This is a genomic window from Paenibacillus tundrae (assembly GCF_036884255.1).
Classification (GTDB): domain Bacteria; phylum Bacillota; class Bacilli; order Paenibacillales; family Paenibacillaceae; genus Paenibacillus.
Window position 1 is genome coordinate 1,776,882 of record NZ_CP145605.1, and the last position, 20,926, is coordinate 1,797,807.

The 20,926-nt window shown below is 42.6% G+C and carries 32 protein-coding genes and 1 pseudogene; all 33 read left to right on the top strand.

Features of this window, described 5'->3' with window-relative positions:
- Window positions 1–12: 12 nt before the first annotated feature.
- The 33 genes and pseudogenes from V6W81_RS07835 (at window position 13) to V6W81_RS07995 (ending at window position 20,792) form a co-directional block, all read left to right on the top strand.
- On the top strand, window positions 13–414 hold the full coding sequence (locus V6W81_RS07835) for an Imm7 family immunity protein (RefSeq protein ID WP_338542495.1): 402 nt from the start codon (window positions 13–15) through the stop codon (window positions 412–414).
- A 34-nt stretch (window positions 415–448) separates the two neighbouring features.
- Entirely contained in the window at window positions 449–577 is a 129-nt protein-coding gene (locus tag V6W81_RS07840) for a hypothetical protein (RefSeq protein WP_338542496.1), read from the top strand.
- Between the two features lie 33 nt (window positions 578–610).
- On the top strand, window positions 611–1,009 hold the full coding sequence (locus V6W81_RS07845) for a hypothetical protein (RefSeq protein WP_338542497.1): 399 nt from the start codon (window positions 611–613) through the stop codon (window positions 1,007–1,009).
- Between the two features lie 42 nt (window positions 1,010–1,051).
- A complete protein-coding gene (locus V6W81_RS07850; RefSeq protein WP_338542499.1) occupies window positions 1,052–1,558 on the top strand; it encodes a DUF2569 domain-containing protein in 507 nt (168 codons plus the stop codon).
- A 476-nt stretch (window positions 1,559–2,034) separates the two neighbouring features.
- Complete coding sequence (locus tag V6W81_RS07855) at window positions 2,035–3,000, top strand: radical SAM protein (RefSeq protein WP_338542501.1); 966 nt, start codon at window positions 2,035–2,037, stop codon at window positions 2,998–3,000.
- Between the two features lie 215 nt (window positions 3,001–3,215).
- Complete coding sequence (locus tag V6W81_RS07860; protein ID WP_338542502.1) at window positions 3,216–4,247, top strand: phosphodiester glycosidase family protein; 1,032 nt, start codon at window positions 3,216–3,218, stop codon at window positions 4,245–4,247.
- Window positions 4,244–5,260 (top strand): bifunctional glycosyltransferase family 2/GtrA family protein, encoded by a 1,017-nt coding sequence (locus V6W81_RS07865; protein ID WP_338542503.1) that lies wholly within the window; start codon window positions 4,244–4,246, stop codon window positions 5,258–5,260. Before V6W81_RS07860 ends, V6W81_RS07865 begins: the two co-directional genes overlap by 4 nt.
- A 144-nt stretch (window positions 5,261–5,404) precedes the next feature.
- Window positions 5,405–6,112: an AAA family ATPase gene (locus tag V6W81_RS07870; RefSeq protein WP_338542505.1), complete on the top strand. Its 708-nt coding sequence runs from the start codon at window positions 5,405–5,407 to the stop codon at window positions 6,110–6,112.
- Window positions 6,113–6,153: 41 nt separating this feature from the next.
- Window positions 6,154–6,642, top strand: coding sequence for a cysteine hydrolase family protein (locus V6W81_RS07875; protein ID WP_338542507.1), 489 nt, complete (start codon window positions 6,154–6,156; stop codon window positions 6,640–6,642).
- 114 nt (window positions 6,643–6,756) lie between these two features.
- Entirely contained in the window at window positions 6,757–7,170 is a 414-nt protein-coding gene (locus tag V6W81_RS07880; RefSeq protein WP_338542509.1) for a hypothetical protein, read from the top strand.
- A 45-nt stretch (window positions 7,171–7,215) separates the two neighbouring features.
- Window positions 7,216–7,893: a response regulator transcription factor gene (locus V6W81_RS07885; RefSeq protein WP_145409094.1), complete on the top strand. Its 678-nt coding sequence runs from the start codon at window positions 7,216–7,218 to the stop codon at window positions 7,891–7,893.
- Window positions 7,890–9,269, top strand: coding sequence for a sensor histidine kinase (locus V6W81_RS07890; RefSeq protein WP_338542511.1), 1,380 nt, complete (start codon window positions 7,890–7,892; stop codon window positions 9,267–9,269). Before V6W81_RS07885 ends, V6W81_RS07890 begins: the two co-directional genes overlap by 4 nt.
- 66 nt (window positions 9,270–9,335) lie before the next feature.
- Complete coding sequence (locus tag V6W81_RS07895; RefSeq protein WP_338542512.1) at window positions 9,336–10,463, top strand: ABC transporter permease; 1,128 nt, start codon at window positions 9,336–9,338, stop codon at window positions 10,461–10,463.
- Entirely contained in the window at window positions 10,460–11,137 is a 678-nt protein-coding gene (locus V6W81_RS07900) for an ABC transporter ATP-binding protein (RefSeq protein ID WP_338542514.1), read from the top strand. Before V6W81_RS07895 ends, V6W81_RS07900 begins: the two co-directional genes overlap by 4 nt.
- Before the next feature lie 206 nt (window positions 11,138–11,343).
- Window positions 11,344–12,261 (top strand): alpha/beta hydrolase, encoded by a 918-nt coding sequence (locus V6W81_RS07905; RefSeq protein WP_338542516.1) that lies wholly within the window; start codon window positions 11,344–11,346, stop codon window positions 12,259–12,261.
- A gap of 21 nt (window positions 12,262–12,282) precedes the next feature.
- Window positions 12,283–12,825 carry a hypothetical protein gene (locus V6W81_RS07910; protein WP_338542518.1) on the top strand — a complete coding sequence of 181 codons (543 nt, stop codon included), beginning with the start codon at window positions 12,283–12,285 and terminating at the stop codon, window positions 12,823–12,825.
- A 43-nt stretch (window positions 12,826–12,868) separates the two neighbouring features.
- The gene (locus V6W81_RS07915) at window positions 12,869–13,168 is read left to right on the top strand and encodes a hypothetical protein (protein ID WP_338542519.1); all 300 of its coding nucleotides are present in this window, start codon (window positions 12,869–12,871) and stop codon (window positions 13,166–13,168) included.
- 23 nt (window positions 13,169–13,191) lie between these two features.
- Window positions 13,192–13,809 (top strand): zinc dependent phospholipase C family protein, encoded by a 618-nt coding sequence (locus V6W81_RS07920; RefSeq protein WP_338542520.1) that lies wholly within the window; start codon window positions 13,192–13,194, stop codon window positions 13,807–13,809.
- A 16-nt stretch (window positions 13,810–13,825) separates the two neighbouring features.
- A complete protein-coding gene (locus V6W81_RS07925; protein WP_186323498.1) occupies window positions 13,826–13,969 on the top strand; it encodes a hypothetical protein in 144 nt (47 codons plus the stop codon).
- Window positions 13,970–14,007: 38 nt separating this feature from the next.
- Window positions 14,008–14,493, top strand: coding sequence for a GNAT family N-acetyltransferase (locus tag V6W81_RS07930; protein ID WP_338542522.1), 486 nt, complete (start codon window positions 14,008–14,010; stop codon window positions 14,491–14,493).
- A 23-nt stretch (window positions 14,494–14,516) separates the two neighbouring features.
- Window positions 14,517–14,954, top strand: a complete 438-nt coding sequence (locus V6W81_RS07935; RefSeq protein WP_338542523.1) for a hypothetical protein — start codon at window positions 14,517–14,519, stop codon at window positions 14,952–14,954.
- Window positions 14,941–15,090 carry a hypothetical protein gene (locus V6W81_RS07940; RefSeq protein WP_186380929.1) on the top strand — a complete coding sequence of 50 codons (150 nt, stop codon included), beginning with the start codon at window positions 14,941–14,943 and terminating at the stop codon, window positions 15,088–15,090. The genes V6W81_RS07935 and V6W81_RS07940 overlap by 14 nt, the downstream gene beginning before the upstream one ends.
- 143 nt (window positions 15,091–15,233) lie before the next feature.
- A complete protein-coding gene (locus tag V6W81_RS07945) occupies window positions 15,234–15,680 on the top strand; it encodes a LytTR family DNA-binding domain-containing protein (RefSeq protein WP_338542524.1) in 447 nt (148 codons plus the stop codon).
- Entirely contained in the window at window positions 15,677–16,087 is a 411-nt protein-coding gene (locus V6W81_RS07950) for a hypothetical protein (RefSeq protein ID WP_338542525.1), read from the top strand. Before V6W81_RS07945 ends, V6W81_RS07950 begins: the two co-directional genes overlap by 4 nt.
- A gap of 90 nt (window positions 16,088–16,177) precedes the next feature.
- A complete protein-coding gene (locus V6W81_RS07955; RefSeq protein ID WP_338542526.1) occupies window positions 16,178–16,495 on the top strand; it encodes a hypothetical protein in 318 nt (105 codons plus the stop codon).
- A gap of 336 nt (window positions 16,496–16,831) precedes the next feature.
- On the top strand, window positions 16,832–17,353 hold the full coding sequence (locus V6W81_RS07960; protein ID WP_338542527.1) for a hypothetical protein: 522 nt from the start codon (window positions 16,832–16,834) through the stop codon (window positions 17,351–17,353).
- Between the two features lie 84 nt (window positions 17,354–17,437).
- On the top strand, window positions 17,438–17,623 hold the full coding sequence (locus V6W81_RS07965; RefSeq protein ID WP_338542528.1) for a hypothetical protein: 186 nt from the start codon (window positions 17,438–17,440) through the stop codon (window positions 17,621–17,623).
- Window positions 17,624–17,890: 267 nt separating this feature from the next.
- Window positions 17,891–18,367, top strand: a pseudogene (locus tag V6W81_RS07970) (GNAT family N-acetyltransferase); the annotation flags it as partial.
- Window positions 18,351–18,566 carry a hypothetical protein gene (locus V6W81_RS07975; protein WP_338542529.1) on the top strand — a complete coding sequence of 72 codons (216 nt, stop codon included), beginning with the start codon at window positions 18,351–18,353 and terminating at the stop codon, window positions 18,564–18,566. The pseudogene V6W81_RS07970 and the gene V6W81_RS07975, both read left to right, overlap by 17 nt.
- 2 nt (window positions 18,567–18,568) lie before the next feature.
- On the top strand, window positions 18,569–19,432 hold the full coding sequence (locus V6W81_RS07980; RefSeq protein ID WP_338542530.1) for a GNAT family N-acetyltransferase: 864 nt from the start codon (window positions 18,569–18,571) through the stop codon (window positions 19,430–19,432).
- 40 nt (window positions 19,433–19,472) lie between these two features.
- Window positions 19,473–20,084, top strand: coding sequence for an HD domain-containing protein (locus V6W81_RS07985; protein ID WP_145048070.1), 612 nt, complete (start codon window positions 19,473–19,475; stop codon window positions 20,082–20,084).
- Window positions 20,085–20,117: 33 nt separating this feature from the next.
- Complete coding sequence (locus V6W81_RS07990) at window positions 20,118–20,576, top strand: NUDIX hydrolase (RefSeq protein ID WP_056698897.1); 459 nt, start codon at window positions 20,118–20,120, stop codon at window positions 20,574–20,576.
- Between the two features lie 60 nt (window positions 20,577–20,636).
- Complete coding sequence (locus V6W81_RS07995) at window positions 20,637–20,792, top strand: hypothetical protein (protein WP_186323504.1); 156 nt, start codon at window positions 20,637–20,639, stop codon at window positions 20,790–20,792.
- The last annotated feature ends 134 nt before the right edge of the window (window positions 20,793–20,926 follow it).

Genomic DNA, 20,926 nt, shown 5'->3' on the forward strand with positions numbered 1-20,926 from the left:
GGATCATTAAATATGTATGAATTCCATGGATGGGTCGTCTTGAGATATCACACACATGATACGAATGAACGTTTGCAGGATGAGGCTGTAGAGCGTTTCATACAGTATATTAAAGAAGTGGATTCAATGAATTTATCTATGGTAAAAAGATATAATCTTCAGGACTCCTGGATCATTTCAGGTCTGCATAATCATTCCAAAGCATACGTAATTGATGCATTTCATTGGATTGCTATTCATTTACCAGGATCATATGGGTTATTGTACATACATGATGATGAGAATCAGGACGAGAATGACTGCTTCACTGTGAGGCGGCTTGTCAGAGGACAGGTTACCCTTGAAAAGGATCCATTTCTATCTCCCTACATCCCGACTGTTGAGGATAAGTTCGATCCTACCCGCGGTGATTAACTTGGAAGATATTTGAGGAGAGGAAGAGAACCATATGCACTTCTATTGCTATTGCGGCAATCGCATTTCAGACACAACCGATTATTTATCTTATAAGGGATATGTCATCTCCGATCAGGACGAGTTTGATTTTCTGGATGAGATTGATCGAGCCATTGAGTAATCGGGGCCTTCCGCGGAAGATAAAGAGAGCGCAATGATGAACTTACGAAGGTTGTGGGGCGATCTGACTCGAACGGTTTATCAATGTCCAGAATGTGGCACGATTTACTTGGATAATGATAAGAATCAGTTAAGAGGGTTTACTAGGGGGAGCGAGAACACGGAGAAAAATCTATTACGCTCGGCAAAAGGAGATGCATGGCCAGGGTTCATCTATGGCGATTGGGTGGATGATAAGCCGGAATGGAGAGAGAGAGGTTACATAGATGCCTCTATTTTGCCTGAGATGAAGATTTACGAAGATTGGGAGAGTCTTGAATCCGACTATATGGCGTTATTTCAGGAGTTGAAGGATAAGAACCTTTTACGATCAGGTATATTGAAGAAAAATGGAGAATGGATTCATCAATGGTGGAGAGATCATGAGTCATAGAATCATAGAAAATAACTACATAGAATAGGAAGTGTTAGTGTAATGCAACCACAGACGGAAGAGCAAAAAGTAGATTATCGCCCACTAGGTATATCTGGGCTTGGTGGGTGGCTAGTTCTTGTACAGATTGGACTTTATCTTACAATGATTATGGTTCTGGTCCAATTATTTCAGTACTCCTTAACAGCTTTGAATCCAGGAACATGGGAGATCTTAACGTCAGATCAATCAAGTTTTTACCACCCTTGGTGGGGAGCAATCATTATTTTTGAAGTGACCTATAATGTGTTGTTCTTCATATTTAGCATAGTTACGCTTGTAATGTTTTATCGAAAGAAGTCTGTATTCCCTCGTCTGATGATCATATTTTATAGTATTAGTTTAGCTGTGAGCATCATTGATTATCTGTTGTTGCTTCAGATACCTATTGCGAGAGAGCTTGAAGATGGAAGTGGTTTGACCGGAATTGTAAGGCTGGTTATCACCTGCGCAATATGGATTCCTTATTTTATTAAGTCAGAACGAGTTCGGAACACGTTTATCCGGTAAGAGGGAGACATACTAATTGGGGCAAGTCAGGAGAAAGTGACACATCAGGAGCGAATGGGCTGTGGATGATGCCCCTAAGTGAGCGTGGGATTTGAAGTCAACCCTTCGATCATGCACGATCTCTAACGAATTCAGTCAACCTTATTGGCGGATAAATTGCATTCAGAAAATGCTAACGAATCGTTGACACGTTAATACGCCTTATGGACGCGAAAACCATTCCGGGGTATTCAGTCATATAACGTTTCTCAGATTCGTTACCATCTCCATGTGTCGTGATACGATCTAATAAGGCCTCTCCGATTCGTTAACAGATTTCCAGCGAAGGGGAATATAGTTTATGGAGACACCGATTTCATCGGATGGGTCAATACAAATCATAGAACGTACATAATGTCATATCGAACATCTCCTGTAATCCGTTATAATCTCCAAGTTGTAAAACATGGAATAACGCAATCAGGAGGTACACCGAATTGGCAGCTAAAAATAGGTATAAATCGCTCGAACTTGAAACGCCCGGCGTATATGAGCTAGAAGGATTGGAAGTAGGTGTGACATCCAATTGTAATTACAAATGCGACTATTGCTGTGCGTATAACCGAGATGATGGAAAATGTATTAGTGCTCAGGAGGTTATCCGGATTATCAGTGAGCTCCCACGGCTTAAACGAGTACGTTTGTCTGGGGGAGAGGTGACCCTGAAATATCAGGACTGTCTGGATATTGTGACGTACTGTGCAGCCCATGGCATTGACACACAGTTGAATACAAATGCAACCCTGCTGACAGAAGAACGAATACATGCTTTGCGTGATGCAGGATTATCCAATATTCATATTTCATTTAACTATACGGAACCTAACGCGTATGCAGCGTATTACCGAGTACATCCACGCATGTATGAACGTCTGGAGCAGAACATTCGTCTGTGTACCGAAGCAGGATTAGAGACAGTGCTGGAGACTCTGCTATTTGAAGGTACGCAAGCGAATATGCGAGCCATTAGTGAGAAGGTCTACGACATGGGGGTTCGCATTCACGAGATTCAGAACAGCATTGTGATGCCACATAGCAATTGGAGTCAGATTACATCGAAGGAATCTCTTGTTCATTCCGTTAGGGAGCTCATTACACATAAGAAGCCGGATACGACCCTGTATTTCACGTGCATGGATCGTTTCGCCAATCAATTAGGTTTCCGAGAGGAACCTGGCGTTTATTTCTCGAATTGTGTGGACGGAACCAAGCAGCTGCATTTACATGGAAACGGGGATATCCTCATCTGTGAATTATGCCATCCGGTGGTCATTGGTAATATTTATCAAGGTACATCCTTGAAAGATATCTATGCGAATCAACCCCGTGCGTTATCTGATTTTCTAGAAAAGTTGCCTTGTCCGGCATACGATGCACTTTTCCCCAACGAACAAAACGCATAATTGAAGTTAACGCAAGTAGTATGTTGCTTATCACTCATCACTGATATGCTATAAATTATTATTAAAATGCATTCGTCATCTTACATATAGAAGGTTATCTGGACTCCTAGATAGGGGAAAGGATGATCTTCTTTTTTTGCAAAATTATATTCAGATTCATTTAAGCTACTCAGCCTATGATGGCTGTAAGAACTTAGATGAAGAGGTGAGCTTCCATGTTGAAGATCTATGAGAAACCAACCAAGCAAGATTCATATAGAAGAGAAAATGACCCAACAAATTCGAACGAACACAATCTCCCGAACCGACTGCGTAAATGGCTAATCCTTACGCTGGTTCTTAGCATAACGATTGGTTCCATACTCTATAGCTTAGCTGACCGTTATTTGATCAGACATGTCGAAGTGGTCGTTGCCGACGACACAACTAACACTGAATCTCTTGCATCCAATGATGCCACACAGACAAGCAGTGAAGTGAATGCAACATCGGATGACTGGAGCTATACCAGTGATGATATGCAGATTAACATTGAGAAAGTTCAGACCGGGACGGGTTCGGATCAGATTACTTATTATGTAGCGGATGTAACGGTAGCTGACGCAAGCAGTCTGCGCACGGCACTGGCGGATAACAGCTTTGGTACGAATATTATTGAGAACACATCTGATATTGCTGCTGCGAACAACGCGATCTTTGCCATCAATGGTGATTATTACGGCTTCCGGGATGATGGCGTTATTATCCGTAACGGTACAGTATACCGGGATAGTCCAACGCGGGATGCGCTCGCATTGTTCAATGACGGTACGATCAAGACATATAACGAGACCGAAGTTTCTTCCTCAGAGTTACTTGCTGAAGGAGTGACCAATACGTTATCTTTTGGTCCCATTTTAATTCAGAATGGTGAGATTGTGAGTGATTTTAGTAGTGTAAAAATTGATACTAACTTCGGTAACCGCTCTATACAGGATGCGAATCCTCGTACAGCCATTGGTATGATTGCTCCGAATCACTATGTGTTCGTTGTGGTGGATGGACGCCAGGATGAGAGTCGCGGCATGACGCTGGCTGAACTTGCTGCTGTGATGAAAGACTTAGGAGCAACGGAAGCGTACAATTTGGATGGTGGCGGCTCGTCGACAATGTATTTTATGGGGCGAGTGGTCAATAATCCGCTGGGGAGAGATCAGGAACGCGGCGTCAGTGACATCCTGTATCTTAAGGAGGGTGAAGCGTCATGACCGTATTAATTCCTGCATATGAACCGGATGTTCGTTTACTGAATCTCATTTTGCAATTACAGACATTTGGTCTTGGCTCCATTGTAATCGTGGATGATGGTAGCGGGCCAGCGTACCGAGGAATATTTGAAACGGCCGAAGCATATGGATGCACCGTGCTCACACATATCGTTAATTTGGGGAAAGGACAGGCACTGAAGACGGGATTCCAACACATTCAGGAGAGCAACACGACAGGCTATGTCGTCTGTGCCGATAGTGATGGACAGCATCTCCCGCATGATATTAAACGAATATTCGATGTGTTGCAGGAGCAACGGACACCGGGCATCGTACTTGGCAGCCGTCAGTTCAGTGGAAGAATTCCGCTGCGCAGTCGATTTGGGAATACAGTCACCCGAAGTGTTTTTGCTCTTACGACAGGAACCAAAGTATATGATACTCAGACAGGGCTACGTGGATTCCCTTATTCCATGCTGGGCTGGTTACTCCAGATTCCTGGGGAACGATTCGAATATGAGATGAACATGCTGCTGGCTGCGCACCAAGAAGGATATGTGATCACGGAGGAGTATATTGATACGGTATACCTGGATCATAATCGTTCGTCTCATTTCCGTCCATTGGTGGATTCTTTACGAATCTATCTACCGATCCTAAAGTTCAGCACATCTTCGGTGGTATCCGCGCTTATCGATTTTGCGCTATTATTCATTATTCAATATTTCACACATCATCTATTTCTGGCCGTGGTTACCGCTAGATTGTGCAGTTCAATCTTCAACTATACAGTTAACCGGAAGTATGTGTTCACAGGTGGGCAACCGTCCAAGGTTCGCCAATCGTTTCCCAAATATTTTGCACTGGTCATTCTCGTACTACTATTAAATTATGGTCTGCTGTACTTCTATAACGAAACGTTAATTCTTCCGCTCATTGCGGCAAAATTGTTGACTGAGGCGTCAATCTTCCTATTCAGTTATTGGGCACAGCGTCGATTTGTTTATTCCTAAGCGCATCATGAATCACATCAGGTTAACCAGTACGTACTGGTTAGCCTTTTTTGGTTTTTTTTGGTCAAAAGCATTTCTTATCGACTGCAATATAGGTTACGATGTAATAAGCCAGAAGTAAACCTCTCATAAAGGAGCTTATCTATGTATTTAAAAAGTGTAGAGTTGCTGCATGATCAAGTTAGCCAAAAGGACCAGCATCCGTTCGATATTCCAACTGTCGCTTCTTTGGAACGGCTTGAGTTCAAGCGCAATATTACTTTTTTCGTAGGTGAAAATGGCTCTGGTAAGTCTACGCTCCTTGAAGGCATCGCTTATCAATGCGGGTTCAATACGGCTGGAGGCGGGCGCAACAATTATTATGATACGCATGCATCCGAATCTTCTTTAGGACATTACTTGCGTCTGGCGTGGTTGCCCAAAATATCGAATGGTTTCTTCATGCGCTCCGAATCCTTCTATCAATTTGCTTCACATGTCGAGGAGGTAGGTTCTCTTAAACACTATGGAGGTCAATCCTTACATAAACAATCGCACGGCGAGTCCTTTCTAAGCTTGTTCATGAACCGGTTCAACTCCAAAGGAATCTATTTGTTAGATGAGCCAGAGGCAGCATTATCCCCGGCGAGACAGCTGTCATTACTGCGGATTCTGCATGACCTTTCGGACACCTCTCAATTCATTATTGCAACGCATTCTCCAATTATTCTGGGTTACCCTGGAGCAAGTATACTGAGCTTTGACCATGGTTCCATTCAGGAAGTGGAGTACGAGGATACCGAGCATGTTCAGATTACCCGTAGTTTCTTGGAGAACCGAGACCGGATGCTGAGGGAGCTACTTAGAGATTAGTGATGATTAGTACATATATGGACGTTAAGGAGGAAGCTTTAGTGAAAATAGGTTTGTTGATTGTCGATATGCAAGAGCATATTGTACGGAATCAGGTGGAAAAATCAAAGATTGATCATGCATGTGAATACATCAATCATGTTGCTGATGCGCTTCGTTCACAGAATCATGTGGTGATTCAGATTCAGGATGTAGAGGGTATGGATGAGGCTAAACCAGAGGAATACCGCTGTATTCCTGAGATCGATGTGAAGCATGGCGACCTAACCATCACTAAACAAAATTCGAATGCGTTCTGGCAGACGGAACTGGAGCAAGTGCTCAGCAGCCGGAATGTAGAGCTTGTCATTATATGTGGGTTTGCTGTAGAAGAATGCGTGACATTTACGTATCATGGAGCAGAGGAACGAGGTTTCAAGCCGGTTCTATTACAGAATGGGATTCTAAGTTCACATCCAGATGCGATAACTTCAGCGCTTCGGGATCGGAATGTGGTGTCCTATCCTGTGATCGATTATTTGGTGAAATAAGTGTAGACTTGATAGGAATCGACCTTGGTCGGTTCCTTTTTTTGTAGCAACTAGGGTATGTGCTATGCAATAAAACAGGAGCATTTTATATAAGAGTAGCCAAGGAGGGGCGTCATGTTTATTATTGTGGCTAATAAGGGCATGCGAAGTTGGATCTCGGGTATATTTGATAATGAGACCACAGCAGAACAGTATATAGATACAATGCCAGATGAATTAAAAGAGTTCCAGCAACGGATCGAATTAGATAATCTCAACTATCCGTTTTATATCGTAGAGCGAGATGGTTTTCAGTTTCTAACCCAAGATGAAGTTATTGCAGTATTGGAGCAGACGGAAGCTACAGAGGATGAAGATGAAGTTCATTTTAACCTCTATACTATTGAATCAGATTATCGGCCAAGAATGCCGGGTACCGACCATATGGGCATCTTAAGGCATGAACATGTAACCAATGAATTTATGCAGTGGTATAAGGTGGAGGGGATCGATTTCTTATATCGGAAAGGTATCCTGTATTCAGAATAATAAGTATGCGTAAATTTGATAGGTAAGGGGTCTGAGAACGTAATTATGAAGCATTTGCTCTTAGTTGATGATGATGCCCATATACGGGCACTTCTGAGGTATGTCATGACAAAAGAAGGATATCAAGTGATTGAGGCAGAGGATGGTGTAGAAGCCATTGAAAGGTTACGAGAAAACAGCATTGATCTGGCCATCATTGATATTATGATGCCGCGGATGGATGGGCTCGAGCTATGTGACATCATTAGGCAAAATTACGATATTCCGATCATTATGCTTACCGCAAGAGACCAACTCTTGGATAAAAAGCAGGGTTATCTGCAAGGCACAGATGAATATGTGACCAAACCATTCGAACCAGAAGAGATGGTCTTCCGAGTCAAGGCATTGTTCCGTCGCTACAATCGTACCTCTAGTGATATCATCCGAATGAATCGAATCGTCATTGATCGAAAAAATGTAGAGGTAACGGATGGCGAGTCTGTTCTCTTCTTGCCAATGAAGGAATTCGAATTGCTCTCTCAGCTTGCTCAATTTCCGGGTCGACTGTTCTCCAGAGATGAATTAATTCGCCTCGTATGGGGAGCGGACTATGAGGGAGACGATCGTACAGTAGATGTACATATTAAACGGCTTCGTCAGCGTTTTGCTGAATATGTGGATGATTTTGTTATTCAAACAGTACGGGGGATCGGTTATAAGATTGAGGTGAAGACTCCTTGAGGTCATCGTTATACTTTCGGGTGTTTATAATTACCATCGCAGTTATTGTAGTTAGTGGCATCCTGGGTTTTCTGTTCTCTAATATCTATTATCATGTCAAATTAAAGCCCTTTAATGATGAAAAGTTGGTTGGCATTGCGCAACAAATGAAGCGATTTGCAGAACAGCAGCCGGAAGGCATGGATTCTTATATGCATAATGCCGCAGCACTTGGTTACGAAATCTATATGACAGATGGTCAAGCGGATGAGCGATTTTATGGTCGTGAGTTCCGGGAGAGGGATCTGGACGAGTCATCAATCAAGTTGGTGCTTGCTGGTAATGTTTATCATGGTGTTGCACAGTTTCCGAATCAACCGTTTATAACAGGGTTCTTCGACAATCGATTAAGCAATACTGTGGGTGTGCCAATTCAGGTCGATAACCAACAGTACGCCTTGTTTATGCGTCCAGATATCATTCTACAATTTGGGGAGTTACGCATATTTTTTGCCTTGATCGGATTGTTGACGGTAGGAATAAGTGTTGCCCTGTTCTTAATTAGTACAAGGTATTTGGTAAAACCAATTGAAAGTTTAACCGATGCAACCAAACGAATCGTTCAAGGAAACTACAACCTCAGATTGCCCACCAAACGGCGGGATGAGATTGGACAATTAGCTGAACATTTCATGACGATGAGTGGTGAGCTGGAACGAGTCGAGCAGGGACGTCAACAGTTTGTATCCAACGTATCCCATGAAATTCAGTCACCACTTACTTCGATTCAAGGATTCGCCAAGGTGCTTGCTGAGCGCGATCTCTCCCTAGAAGAACGTAAGCACTACGCATTTATTATCGAGGAAGAGAGTCGTCATCTTTCCTTGCTTAGTAAACAACTGTTATTACTTTCTTCATTGGAACAAGGACAAGAAACATTGACTCAAAGTACATTCTCTCTAAAGGATCACATTCGCCAAGCGGTTCAAGTGTTACAATGGCAGCTTGAAGAGAAGGAATTGCTTATAAAGATGTCTGTGCCGGGTTCGATTCTGATCCGGGGGAATGATGTGTTACTTATGCAGGTCTGGATGAATCTGATCGGCAATGCGGTAAATCACATTCCCAAGGGAAGGAGCATTGCAATCAGTGCTGAAGAAGTAGATAGAAAATGCATCATTATCATTAAAGATACGGGCGATGGCATCGCTCCAGAACATATACCGTTTTTGTTCGATCGTTTCTATCGTGTAGATCGTGCGCGTGAACGTGCTTCTGGTCATACAGGTCTGGGATTAGCTATTGTCCACAAGATTGTTCGAATTCATGGAGGAACGATTGAAGTACAGAGTACACCAGAGGGAACCCGTTTCATAATTACGATATCTCAACTGTAACATGTTGTTCATTTGCCGTTCATTTTCGCTTCCTATACTGAGTTCATTACGAGGGAGGGAAGCAGAATGTATTTGGCTATTCGAGAAATGAGATTTGCTAAAGGGCGGTATGCCTTAATTGCTACCATTATGGTGCTTGTTGCTTTTCTGGTTTTGTTTGTCACTGGTCTTGCACAGGGGTTGGCATATGATAATGCAGCCTCTGTTAAGAATATGACTGCAACTCATTTTGTGTTGGAGCAGAATTCGAATCATCGATTCACCAGGTCTCAACTGAACCAGAACCAACTAGAGCAAGCTCGCCTTGCCGTAGGTGAGGGGAATGCAGAGCCACTAGGTGTGAAAATGACGACTGTCATTCCGGCAGGAGATACGAAGAAGGTTGATGTAACCTTGTTCATGGTGAATCCTGATGGTTGGCTATCGCCAACCGTCAGCGAAGGATCTTCTATTTCTGAGCAGCAGGTTGGACAAGTGATGGTTGACCGGAAGTTGTCAGAGTCAGGGGGTCAGCTTGGAACTATTATTGAGGATCAAGCTTCGGGTATGCAATGGACAGTGAGTGGATTTGTGGAAAATGAGTCATTCAGTCATTCACCAGTTGTGTTCTTGAATAAGCAGGATTGGCTTACCCTGCAAACAAAATCAACCGCACCTCAAGGTGCTGAATCTGCAGAGAACCCCGTTTACAATGCCATCGCGCTTAAGAACACTTCTTCGGATCAAATTGAAAACATAGTGAAAGCTCTGCCCGGAACAGAAGTGATTACAAAATCCGAAGCAATATCGGCTATTCCAGGTTACAAAGAAGAGCAGGGTTCACTAGTGATGATGATTGCCTTTTTGTTTGTCATCTCTGCTTTTGTTCTGGCGGTGTTCTTCTATGTAATTACGATTCAGAAAACGAGCCAATTCGGCATTCTAAAAGCAATTGGTACAGGTACTGCTTATTTGGCTAAAAGTGTGGCACTACAGGTATTGGTTTTATCTGTCGGTAGTCTGTTGATAAGCGTGCTTGTGGTTCAAGCCTTTGAGTCCATTTTACCAGCTACAATGCCATTCCAATTAGGGTTCTCTACGCTGGCCTTGACGTGTATATCCTTTGTCGTTATGTCACTGGCAGGTTCGTTATTTTCGGTATGGAAAGTAGCCAGGATTGATGCATTGGATGCGATTGGGAGGACAGCAGCATGAGAAATAGACTAGTACTGCAGGGAATTAGACGAACCTTTGAAGATGGTGGAAGTGAGCGAGTAATACTGGATGAATTAGATCTTGAGGTTGCCGAAGGGGAATTGGTTGCGATTATGGGGCCATCTGGTTCGGGTAAGAGTACGTTTCTATCCATAGCAGGTGCTCTTCTGGAACCTCAGCAGGGTCAGGTATGGTTAGATGGAAAGTCAATTACGGGTAAAGAATCGAAAGACATAGCAGAAATTCGACTTCGGAATATTGGATTCATTTTTCAAAGTGCTAACTTAATTCCTTATTTGAAAGCTGAGGAGCAACTGATTCTAGTCGCCAAGCTGGCGGGAGTGGAGAAGAGTGAAGCTTCTAAGCGGGCAGCCGCATTACTTGATACGTTGGGCTTGTCAGCAAGGCGAACCGCATATCCGGACAAGTTGTCTGGTGGGGAGCGTCAGCGTGTTGCCATTGCGCGAGCCTTAATGAATGATCCTGCCGTTTTACTCGCCGATGAGCCAACAGCAAGTCTAGATGCAGAGCGAGGGCATACTGTTGTTAGCTTGATTGCGAAGCAAGCGAAAGAACAACGCAAAAGTGCTGTAATGGTAACTCATGATGAGCGCATCTTATCGCTCTGTGATCGGGTACTCTATTTGGAGAATGGGAAACTGAACGCGAAATAAATATTGTCTATGGTTACATTCTAACTTTAAATGAAATAGAATTCTTTCCCTCTGAAGTGGGTAGTTTGAAGCAACGTTCAACTGCTGCATTAGAGGGATTTTTGTGTAATATAGACATGCTAAACTTTTATTCATAGGATATGGTGAAGATAGAACTACTTCGCATTTTCCATTTCATGGGTTATGATGAAGAAAAAAATGATCAGGTGATTAAGATAACTACGTATATTATGAATCAAGGGAAAAAGATATATGTCGAAGCCGTAGGCGAGGAACATCTGCCTACTTTTCTATATTTGCATGGAGGACCTGGTACAGGATGTTATGATTTCCTAATAACCCAGGGAGAACTGCTCTCCCAATTTATAAGAATTATTGCTATTGATCAACGCGGTGTACTGAGATCTGATGCAATTACAAACGAGGAATCGTTCGGACTTATGGACATTATCTCAGATTGCGAAGTTGTGCGTGAGCATTATAATTTGCAGCAGTGGGGACTAATTGGTCACTCTTTTGGCGGTTATCTGGCGGTGAAGTATACGCTTCTACATCCGGATCGAATACATAGCATCATTTTAGAGTGTCCTACCTTTGACTTGGTAGATTCGTCACGTTCTTTATTGAATGCTAGCTCGCGTCTGTTTGAACAAGATAATAGAGTAGTGGAAGCAGAGCGATGCAGGGAAGTGATAGCATTGCAGGATAAGTATGAGTTATGGCATGCGAGTACCCAAATATTACAGCAGTTAGGTCATCGCCGAGATGAATTATATGTTTATGGTCCCGATAAGCACTTTTTTGATCAAATGATTAGTGCGTCTCCTATGTCGGAAGAAGAGTGGAGCAGAGCGAGTGTGCATCAGAGTAAACTGATGGCTGAAGGTGCCATATTGGAATCGTTAACCCAACAATTAGCTCAGATGGACTGTCCGATGCTGCTTATTCATGGATCCAGTGATCTGGTAACAACTGACCATCAAGTGAATTGTTTTCTTCACAGCGGGGAGAAACGAACTTACGTTACTATTGACGAAAGTGGTCACTTCCCAAGATTTGAACAAAAGAAGAAGTATGCAATGGAGATTCAGCAATTTATTATGAGCCTACATGAACTGAAATAGACCCGAGGAGGACGGGATAGCATGAATGAAATTGCAATGCCCCGATCGGCAGCACATCTGGTTGAATCGTTGCGAATGACCAATACTGGAACTTCTGTTTTTATCGAGATTCTAGTCCTCAGTGGTTCTTATATCGCGGAGACAGATCGGGAGAAGCAGTTTGTCATCTGGTTGGCACAGCGAGATCAGAATATCGTTGGACGTGGAACAGTGGGATTCGATCTGGATGAAATGCCCTGGTTAGAACATGATCTTGAACCCCAGAAGCAGTTTATGTTGAGGATGATTGATCGGGCGAGAAACAAAACCCAGTGGCAGATGTTAGACTATGTGCCTAGTGAAGACTGGTGTCATGTGGCACTTGATCATTTCTCCGCGATGATTCAGGCGTTCGACCAGAGTCATGTCGATGAACAGCAATATATAGAATGGACTGCGCTTGATGAAGAAGATGATTACGAACCGACAATTCCTATAGGTTATCCTACGTGCGCACGACATGATGTGTATCTGTCCTGTTTGGGTTGTGTGATCTGCAACTCCAAGAAAGGAGAAGATCAATAATGAAAGGATACTGGGACAAAAGATTCGAGAGCAAAGAGATGGTATGGGGAGAGGAGCCAAGCCAAACGGTAATAGTATGAAACAATTACGTGATCAAGGTATCATGTATTTCACATGTTTCTCAGATCAGGATCAACGCAATGGGCGTGGAAGCAGGCTGGAGGATAATACATATGAGTATAAAGAGGGAAAAGCAGCTCATTTCTTTACTGAGCAGGACTTAATGCAGCATTTTGCTGGGATGCGAGTTATTGAAACAGGATTATTCGATGAAGAGATTCCCTATAGTGAGACGGAAACAGAGAAATACAGCTTGAGGTATATCATTGTGCAGATGCTATAATTCATAAACAGAGGAGTGGTCTTATGCCTTGGCCGATGGTTCATTTTGCCGTTGCATCTCGACTAGTAGCGAATCCATCCCCAGAATTTCTATTAGGCAGTATTGCGCCAGATTCGATTCATGTTAGAAGCAACATCACTAGAGCTGACAAAGCCAAAACACACTTGATGATTGAAGAACATGTATTTGTTACGGATGAGCAACTGAAGGATTATTTTGAACTGAATAGACTACAGGCGATGCAGGATAAACGATTTATGGACTATCTGTGTGGTTATATTTCGCATATTTACACGGATCGGGTCTGGACATTCAATATCTATCCTCCATATGAGGCTCTTCCAGAAGGTAGAAAGATCTACACCCAAGATGTTACGAAGCTGGAATTCCTTATTCTACAGCAGGATGGTGCCAACGAATGGCTAGATAAGCTAAAAGTAGGTCGAGCCTTCGACTTAGGTGGTCTTCGAGAGCATGAAGTCTACCAATATCGAGAGGAGAAACTGCAATTTCTCCAAGCTCCTGAGCAGGAACCATCAGAAGATCCAAGTATTATATCGTTAAGTCTAGTGAATGAGTTTATCACGAATACAGCCAATGAGATTAGGGAGCTATATCAGCAATCGGGAATTATGAAATGAGAGGACGAATAATAACATGACGAAATACATAACGGAAATTACTGATCTAATGCGCAAATATCCAAAGGTATCGGCAGTTATATTATCTGCTATCGCAATTAATCTAATCTATACGTTAGGCAAAAACATAGGCAATTTCATCTATCAGCTAATTCACTAAACGCATAGAAGTCAGATAAAGGAGCGCTGATTAAGAATATGAAGAATTCAATCCGTCTCACACGGTATGATCAGCAGTACGATGATGCATTAGCGAATTTTTCTCTAACAGGTGAACAGTTCCGATTTACCGCAATGCCTGCGGAAGTAATCGAGGAAGCGATTCAGAATGAAAATAAATATCCCATCGTTATTTTGCATGAAGATACGGTAGTTGGCTTCTTTATTTTGCACCGATACTCTGAATATGCAGATGAACACGTTGATCATGAGACAAGTCTCCTAGTCCGGGCGTTATCGATCTCAACCGAATATCAGGGGAAAGGGTATGGCCTTGAAGCTATGCAAGTATTGCCGTCATTTGTGCAACAGCTTGTTCCCGATGTGAATGTGATCATGCTGGCTGTGAATGAGGATAACATCCCTGCTCAGAAGTTTTACCTCAAAGCAGGGTTCGTGGATACAGGCAGGCGAATGATGAAAGGGCAAGTTCTCCAGTTTATTTTTCATTATAAAATGGAATAGGAGTGAGGAAGATAGATATCGTAATGAATCTAGAACCCCATGGTTGGCTGGATATCTTCATCACACCGACTTCTGGTCAAGCTATCGAGATTCCGGCTTCATTTCTTACGGATGCCATTCGTGATCTAGTAGATAAACTTATTGTCCTGAGAAAGGGAGCAAATGATGTGGAAATTACGATCCAGACAGAGCCAGGGGAATATCGATTTTGGATTAAGAAGCAATCGCCTAGCCGAGTTCGATTTGAAGTGTATGAAATGAGTGATAACTTTAGCTCAGAAGCAGTCCAAGAGGGAAGCCGTTTAATGTCAGAAGAAGTTCCGATGGTACGGTTATACAAATTGATGTATAGAGAACTAAAGAAAATGAAAGATTTAGGACTTGATGAGTATAAAAAGCGGTGGAGTGGAGATTTTCCTCTAAGTGGATTTACACAAATAGAGAGATATGTTCAGAACTAACGAGGTGAACGTCCGCGTATACGATACTTCTGGCAAGTTAGTTAAGGATGGCGTGTCTTCTAGTAAGGTTGATGAGATCGCTAAGAGCATGAACTTTATGGATCGTCGTTATGTTTTTGATGAGAATGAGAATTAAGAGGCTGCTCTGTAGAGTGGCCTTTTTTGGTATAGAGAGGAAGCAAAGTGCAACAAACCTACAAGTTCTTGCAACAAAACGCGGAATCGTAGTTATAGCTTAGTTCGGCATGTATGATAAGTCGTAAGAGGAGGGACATTCACGTGAAGCTTATATTTGAGATCAGTTCATTGCTTGAGCGAAGTACAGCTAAGATTGTCACACATCCAGAGGAACAACAGCACTGGGATTCGATCCGAGAAGCTATTCAACAAATGGATACAAAGATGGTAGTCATTAACGCTAAAAACAACCGCAATGTGCAGATTCCACTCAGTTCGATCACTGTCATCCAATCGGAAGATCGGTTGTGCAGTGTACGTCTGATCACAGGTGAGCACTACTTGCTCCCCAAACGCTTAAAATTTGTGGAAGAGGATCTATGTGAGCAGCATTTTGTGAGAATTAATAATCAAACGATCATTAACACAGCTTGTATTCAAACATTCGCGGCAACCCAGCAGGCAAGAATCCAAGTCGAGCTTGTGGACGGCTCCAGCTATTATGTCAGTCGGTATTACATCAAACAATTCAGGGGGAAATTAGTATGATAAAACAACTTCGCCAATCGTTCTTTCAAGTATTCACATTGACTTCGTTATGGGTGACGCTTCTGTTAACGGTTTTTGATCCGAACCATTCCATTCGTATGATTTATCTATGGAATGTTGCTGGGATTGCTGTTATTGCAGCGCTAATATTCGGGGTTATGTATGATGCCTTATGGAACTACTTTACCCTCAAGCCGGTATGGAATATTGTCATTACATCTACGTTGAATATATTAGGTGGGATGGCGATGGTTTGGTTATATTCGCCAGACATGTTTGATGTGATCGCACCTTGGTTCCCTGGAATGTGGTTACTATCCATTGTGCTGCATATCCTTGCTTTTTATTTTTATGCTAAAATGGATAACAAGAAAAAAGTGGAAGAATTAAATCGAATACTGAAGTAGGTAAGGAGAGTAATAATGCGTCAAGATGAACTGCTTTGCATGATATGGCTTAGCTAGCGTTATTATGGTATTTCGTGATAAGGAGGTTACATGAATAAAAAAGGTAGAAACATCATCCTTGTTGTTCTATTCGCCATTTTAATTCTAGTGTTTACGAATCCCAATGAAGCAGATTATGAGCAGTGGTTGGCGGAGGAACACGGTATTCATTATACGAGTTCTCCCGAGATGGGTAGAGAGTATGTGATGTCCACGAATGGTGTGGATCAGAAGATTGAATACCGTGGGGGTCATATCCAGCATGCTGGAATCTATACCTTCTATGACAATCGTTACACGGATGCTGACGGCAACGATATAAATATCAAGGCGTTCGGTATTCTGAAAATGCTATTTGATCGATCTTAGTCTGTCCTGGTAATAAAATGGATCAATAACGAGTGAACAAATTTTTATTGTTTTCCCAGTCATGAAACTGAAAAAGAGAGTTGACTACCATACGCCCATGCTATGATTTTACATCATGCATCGTGGCGTATTTTTGTTAAGGCGTATGTGGCAGGATTGTATAGATATTCGCAAATTCCACATTATGGGTTATGATGTACTATAGAGAAAATTTAACAGTAGCAACGATAAATAGCAGAGTTTCTCCTAGATCCGGTCGTAACGTGTGTTCCAAAGTTGGGGGAAGTGCTATTGGGTAAGTTACCTTTTCCATATTATAAAAGGGGGAATCGAGAGATGCGGAAGGTAAGTGTGCTTTTACTGGTACTCGTTGTTCTCGTATTAACTGCCTGTCAAGATCAATCAACAAGTGAACGTGTGCGAGAATCAAGTTCAACGCGAGCGACCAATAATGAAACAGAACAGATCGCTTCCGAGAACGAATCATCCAGCGAAGTGGTTGTTGAGCCGGTAATAGAAGAACCTGAATATCTGGATGAAGCTAACTATTCAGGCGATGAACTCGAAATTATACAACTAATCAACGCCCGGATACGTTATTTATGGAAAGAGGATGAACAGCAGTATTTACAATTGTTCCAAGAAAAATCAGGCGTTTCTAGCATGCCAAGTTATAAGATAGAGGCCGTTACGTTCACGAGTGATCTTACTATTAAGGAGCAACGAACATTATACGAAGGACTCGTATTTCTCGAAGAAATTAGATTTGGTGGCAAGAAATCACCGAGCATGTATGTGTTCACTAAAATCAAGGGCGAGGGAGACTCTGCTCGTTGGAAGTTTGCTGGGATTGATTAAGTGTAGCAAGTCAGTTGCATGTTCCGCTAATAGGGATATGTAACTTGTACATATGTACTAGATTAACATTTTGGAGGTTCGATTATGTCAGTTTATGCACTAAGTGTCATTGTAGTAACTGTACTTTTACTCGTTGTTGGGAAACGAAAAAAAAGCAAAGTCTTGCTAGGTTGGGGCATTGCAAGCCTTGCACTCGTATTGATCACAGTGGGGCCTTCGTTTATCTCTGGATTTATAGACGGATTTGCTGAAGGTGTGTCAGCTAGATAGTTGAATGCGGTGGAGGTGGCGTTATGGAATACATAGGTAAGCATGTGCGGATTACGCAAGTAACGGAGGAAGATCTTGATTTTCTGTGTAGATTGGAGTGTGACCCAAGCATCTGGGTATGAAGCGGGAAGGTATCTTTAGAGATGAATTATTTTGGAATGATCAATATGTGGATCGGTATTTCTTCTCGGTGCTCAAGAGTGAATTTTCTGCAGACGCAGGTGTAGAAGGAGAAGGAGTTTGACAATATGAAGGAAATGTAAAAGGAAAAGTGAGGAGTGCTGTGAGATGTTTGAAATCATTGATATTAGACAGAAGCCGGAACGGGTACAAGAGGCTGTGCAGTATTTCTGGAAACAGTGGGGAACCGAAACGAGCTACCACTTCTACCGAGATTGTATGGAGCGTTCAGTTGAAACGGAGAGTGATGTGCCCCGATTTTATGTAATGTTGGATGGGGATCGAATCATTGGAGGGTACGCATTATTACGTAGTGATCTGAACAGTAGGCAGGATCTATTTCCGTGGTTTGCCTGTCTCTATGTAGAGCCAGAATACCGAGGGAAGAAGCTTGGCGCACAACTACAGAACCATGCGATTCATGAAGTGCAGGCTAAGGGGTACGACAAGCTTTACCTCTGCACAGACCTGACCGACTACTATGAGCAAAATAACTGGACTCATATCGGCAAAGGTTATTTGCTAGATGATGAAGAGACACGGATCTATGAATACTCCATTTGATACCTTAATTCGTGCATACTTCAATCATGGGGACGATCTCTATTCCGGCTTACTTATGGCTCAAGAAGCAGGGGCGATCGTTATGGATTTTGAAGGAAAGCCTTTTGAGAAAAGCCATCCTGAGCCCTATCTCATTGCATGCCATCCGGATCACCAAACCTATTTGCTCAACATCGTGAAGGAAGGGTTGGAGATATAGAAATGATTACGGAACTTCAACGGCAGGATTTCGATAAGGTGCAGCATATTATCAACACTTGTAGCACACTTGAGGTACGGGCTGTAGTGTCCGGCTATAATCCGGGCCGCATTTATGTTGATGATATTTCGAATATCGCGGCTGCTCTCGTTTGGATTCAGGGGCAAAGCGGCTTTCAGTTAATCGGAGATCCGCAGAGCGAACCTTTTGCGAAGGAACTACCTGCATTTATGACAACGCATATTGAACCTGAATTAGCGGAGTTAACACTCGATTCCGTGGAAATTGGCGTACAGGATGAGCGCTGGGAAGAAGTTCTGCGTAACATGGCAGACAAGCGAGAACTCTCCAGTGATAACCAGCAGGTATATCGATTCCATTCACCACAGGGAACGGAACGTGTGGCAGGAAATGAAGAGACCGATGCTAATGTTCAACATCTAGAGCAGAATGCTGTCCAGCTTGTGAGAGTAGATTCTGCACTTATACATCATCGTAAGTTCGGCAATTCAACCTTTCTGGAGGACAAGATTACTTACTTTTGGAGTACGATGGATGACTTTTTGAAGCATGGGTTCGGTTATATGTTAGTTCATGAACGGAACAATGAGATTATGAGTATTTGTCTCTCAGGATTTGTTGCAGGACAGACACATGCTATTGATATTGAAACTGTGGAGGTATATAGGAATAGGGGCTATGCTGCTGTCGTAGCAAAAGCTTTTGTAGAAGAATGCAGGCGTGAGGGTCTTCAGCCGTATTGGGATTGTAGTCCGGACAATACAGGTTCTGTCCGATTGGCTGAACGTGTAGGAATGGTTTTCGATTTTGATTACAGCGTGTATTGGTATCCATTATCGTCATAATTGGGCGTATCGTTATTTTGTTATGTGAAGGAGATTGGACATGAATGAATTGTTGCAACAGCAAATGCAGTTTCTAATTGAGATTGATAAATTGAAGACGATTGAACGACAGACCCGAATTATTCATGGTGATCGACGTGAAAATGATGCAGAGCATTCCTGGCATCTCGCAATGATGGCCTTGATCTTGCAAGGTCACGCGAATCAGGATGTGGATCTGCTTAAAGTGATGAAGATGTTACTAGTTCACGATCTGGTAGAGATCGATGCGGGAGATACATTTGCTTATGATACGGTGGGCTATGCGGATAAATATGAGCGGGAAATTCAGGCCGCCAACCGATTATTTGGACTGCTGCCACAGGCTCAAGCAGAAGAATTAATGAATCTATGGTTAGAGTTTGAAGCAAAAGAAACGCCGGAAGCTGCATTTGCTTCATCACTGGATCGTATGCAACCAGTTATACATAATCATCAGAATGAAGGAGATACCTGGATGAAGAACAACATCACCAGCGAACAGGTATTGAATCGAAACCGTGAAGTCGAGAGAGGTTCCGAGACGTTGTGGGCATACGTACAGGAGATTGTACAGGATTCTGTCGATCAAGGGATTTTAGCGAAGTCAGCACCCCAGGTTACTTCAGAATAAATGTAGTTTTGGTATAGAAGAAGGAGGTAGCCTATGGGATATATCACGGAACTAAGGACAATTTTGGGCTCACGACCACTAATTTTGACAGGCTCCTGTGTACTGGTGTTTAACGAACAAGGACATGTGCTCTTGCAGAAACGCACCGACAGTCTGGATTGGGGAACGATTGGAGGTTCAATGGAGCTGGGTGAATCTTTGGAGGAAACAGCGGCACGTGAATTGTATGAGGAAGCAGGTTTGAGAGCGGGGGCGTATCGACTCATTACTGTGTTTTCGGGACAAGACATGTATTATCGCTATCCACATGGTGACGAGATCTATAATGTGATGGCTGTATATGAAGCATTGGACGTAGAAGGGGAACCTCAGATTATGGACGATGAAGGATTGGAGCTGCGTTACTTTGATCTATCCCAACCGATTCCAGAGATCAATCCGATTACGGCATATGTGTTACAGAATACAGGATATATCAAAATGCCTGATTAGGAAAAATGTGCTAATATATAACACTACGATTTAATTTATATTTTAGCAGGAGGTACTATGATGAGTTTTGACTTCATTACATCGTTGGTCATGTTATATTATTTTGCGGTTGCTGGGCTTGTTCTATATGGTCTTATTGTATTTATTAGACTTGGACATCGGGGAATCAAGGCACTTGATATTTATCTAAGTGAGAAGCGCGGGGATCGGCAATAGAAATTGAACAAAATATTTACATGAAAACGGAGAGGACAGAAATAACCTGAAGAAGCGGAGCGTTCGCCTTTATCCCTGGATTTCCCCTTTGGAAAAGGGAATTAAAAGAAATCTGGGGATAACAGTGATCGGAA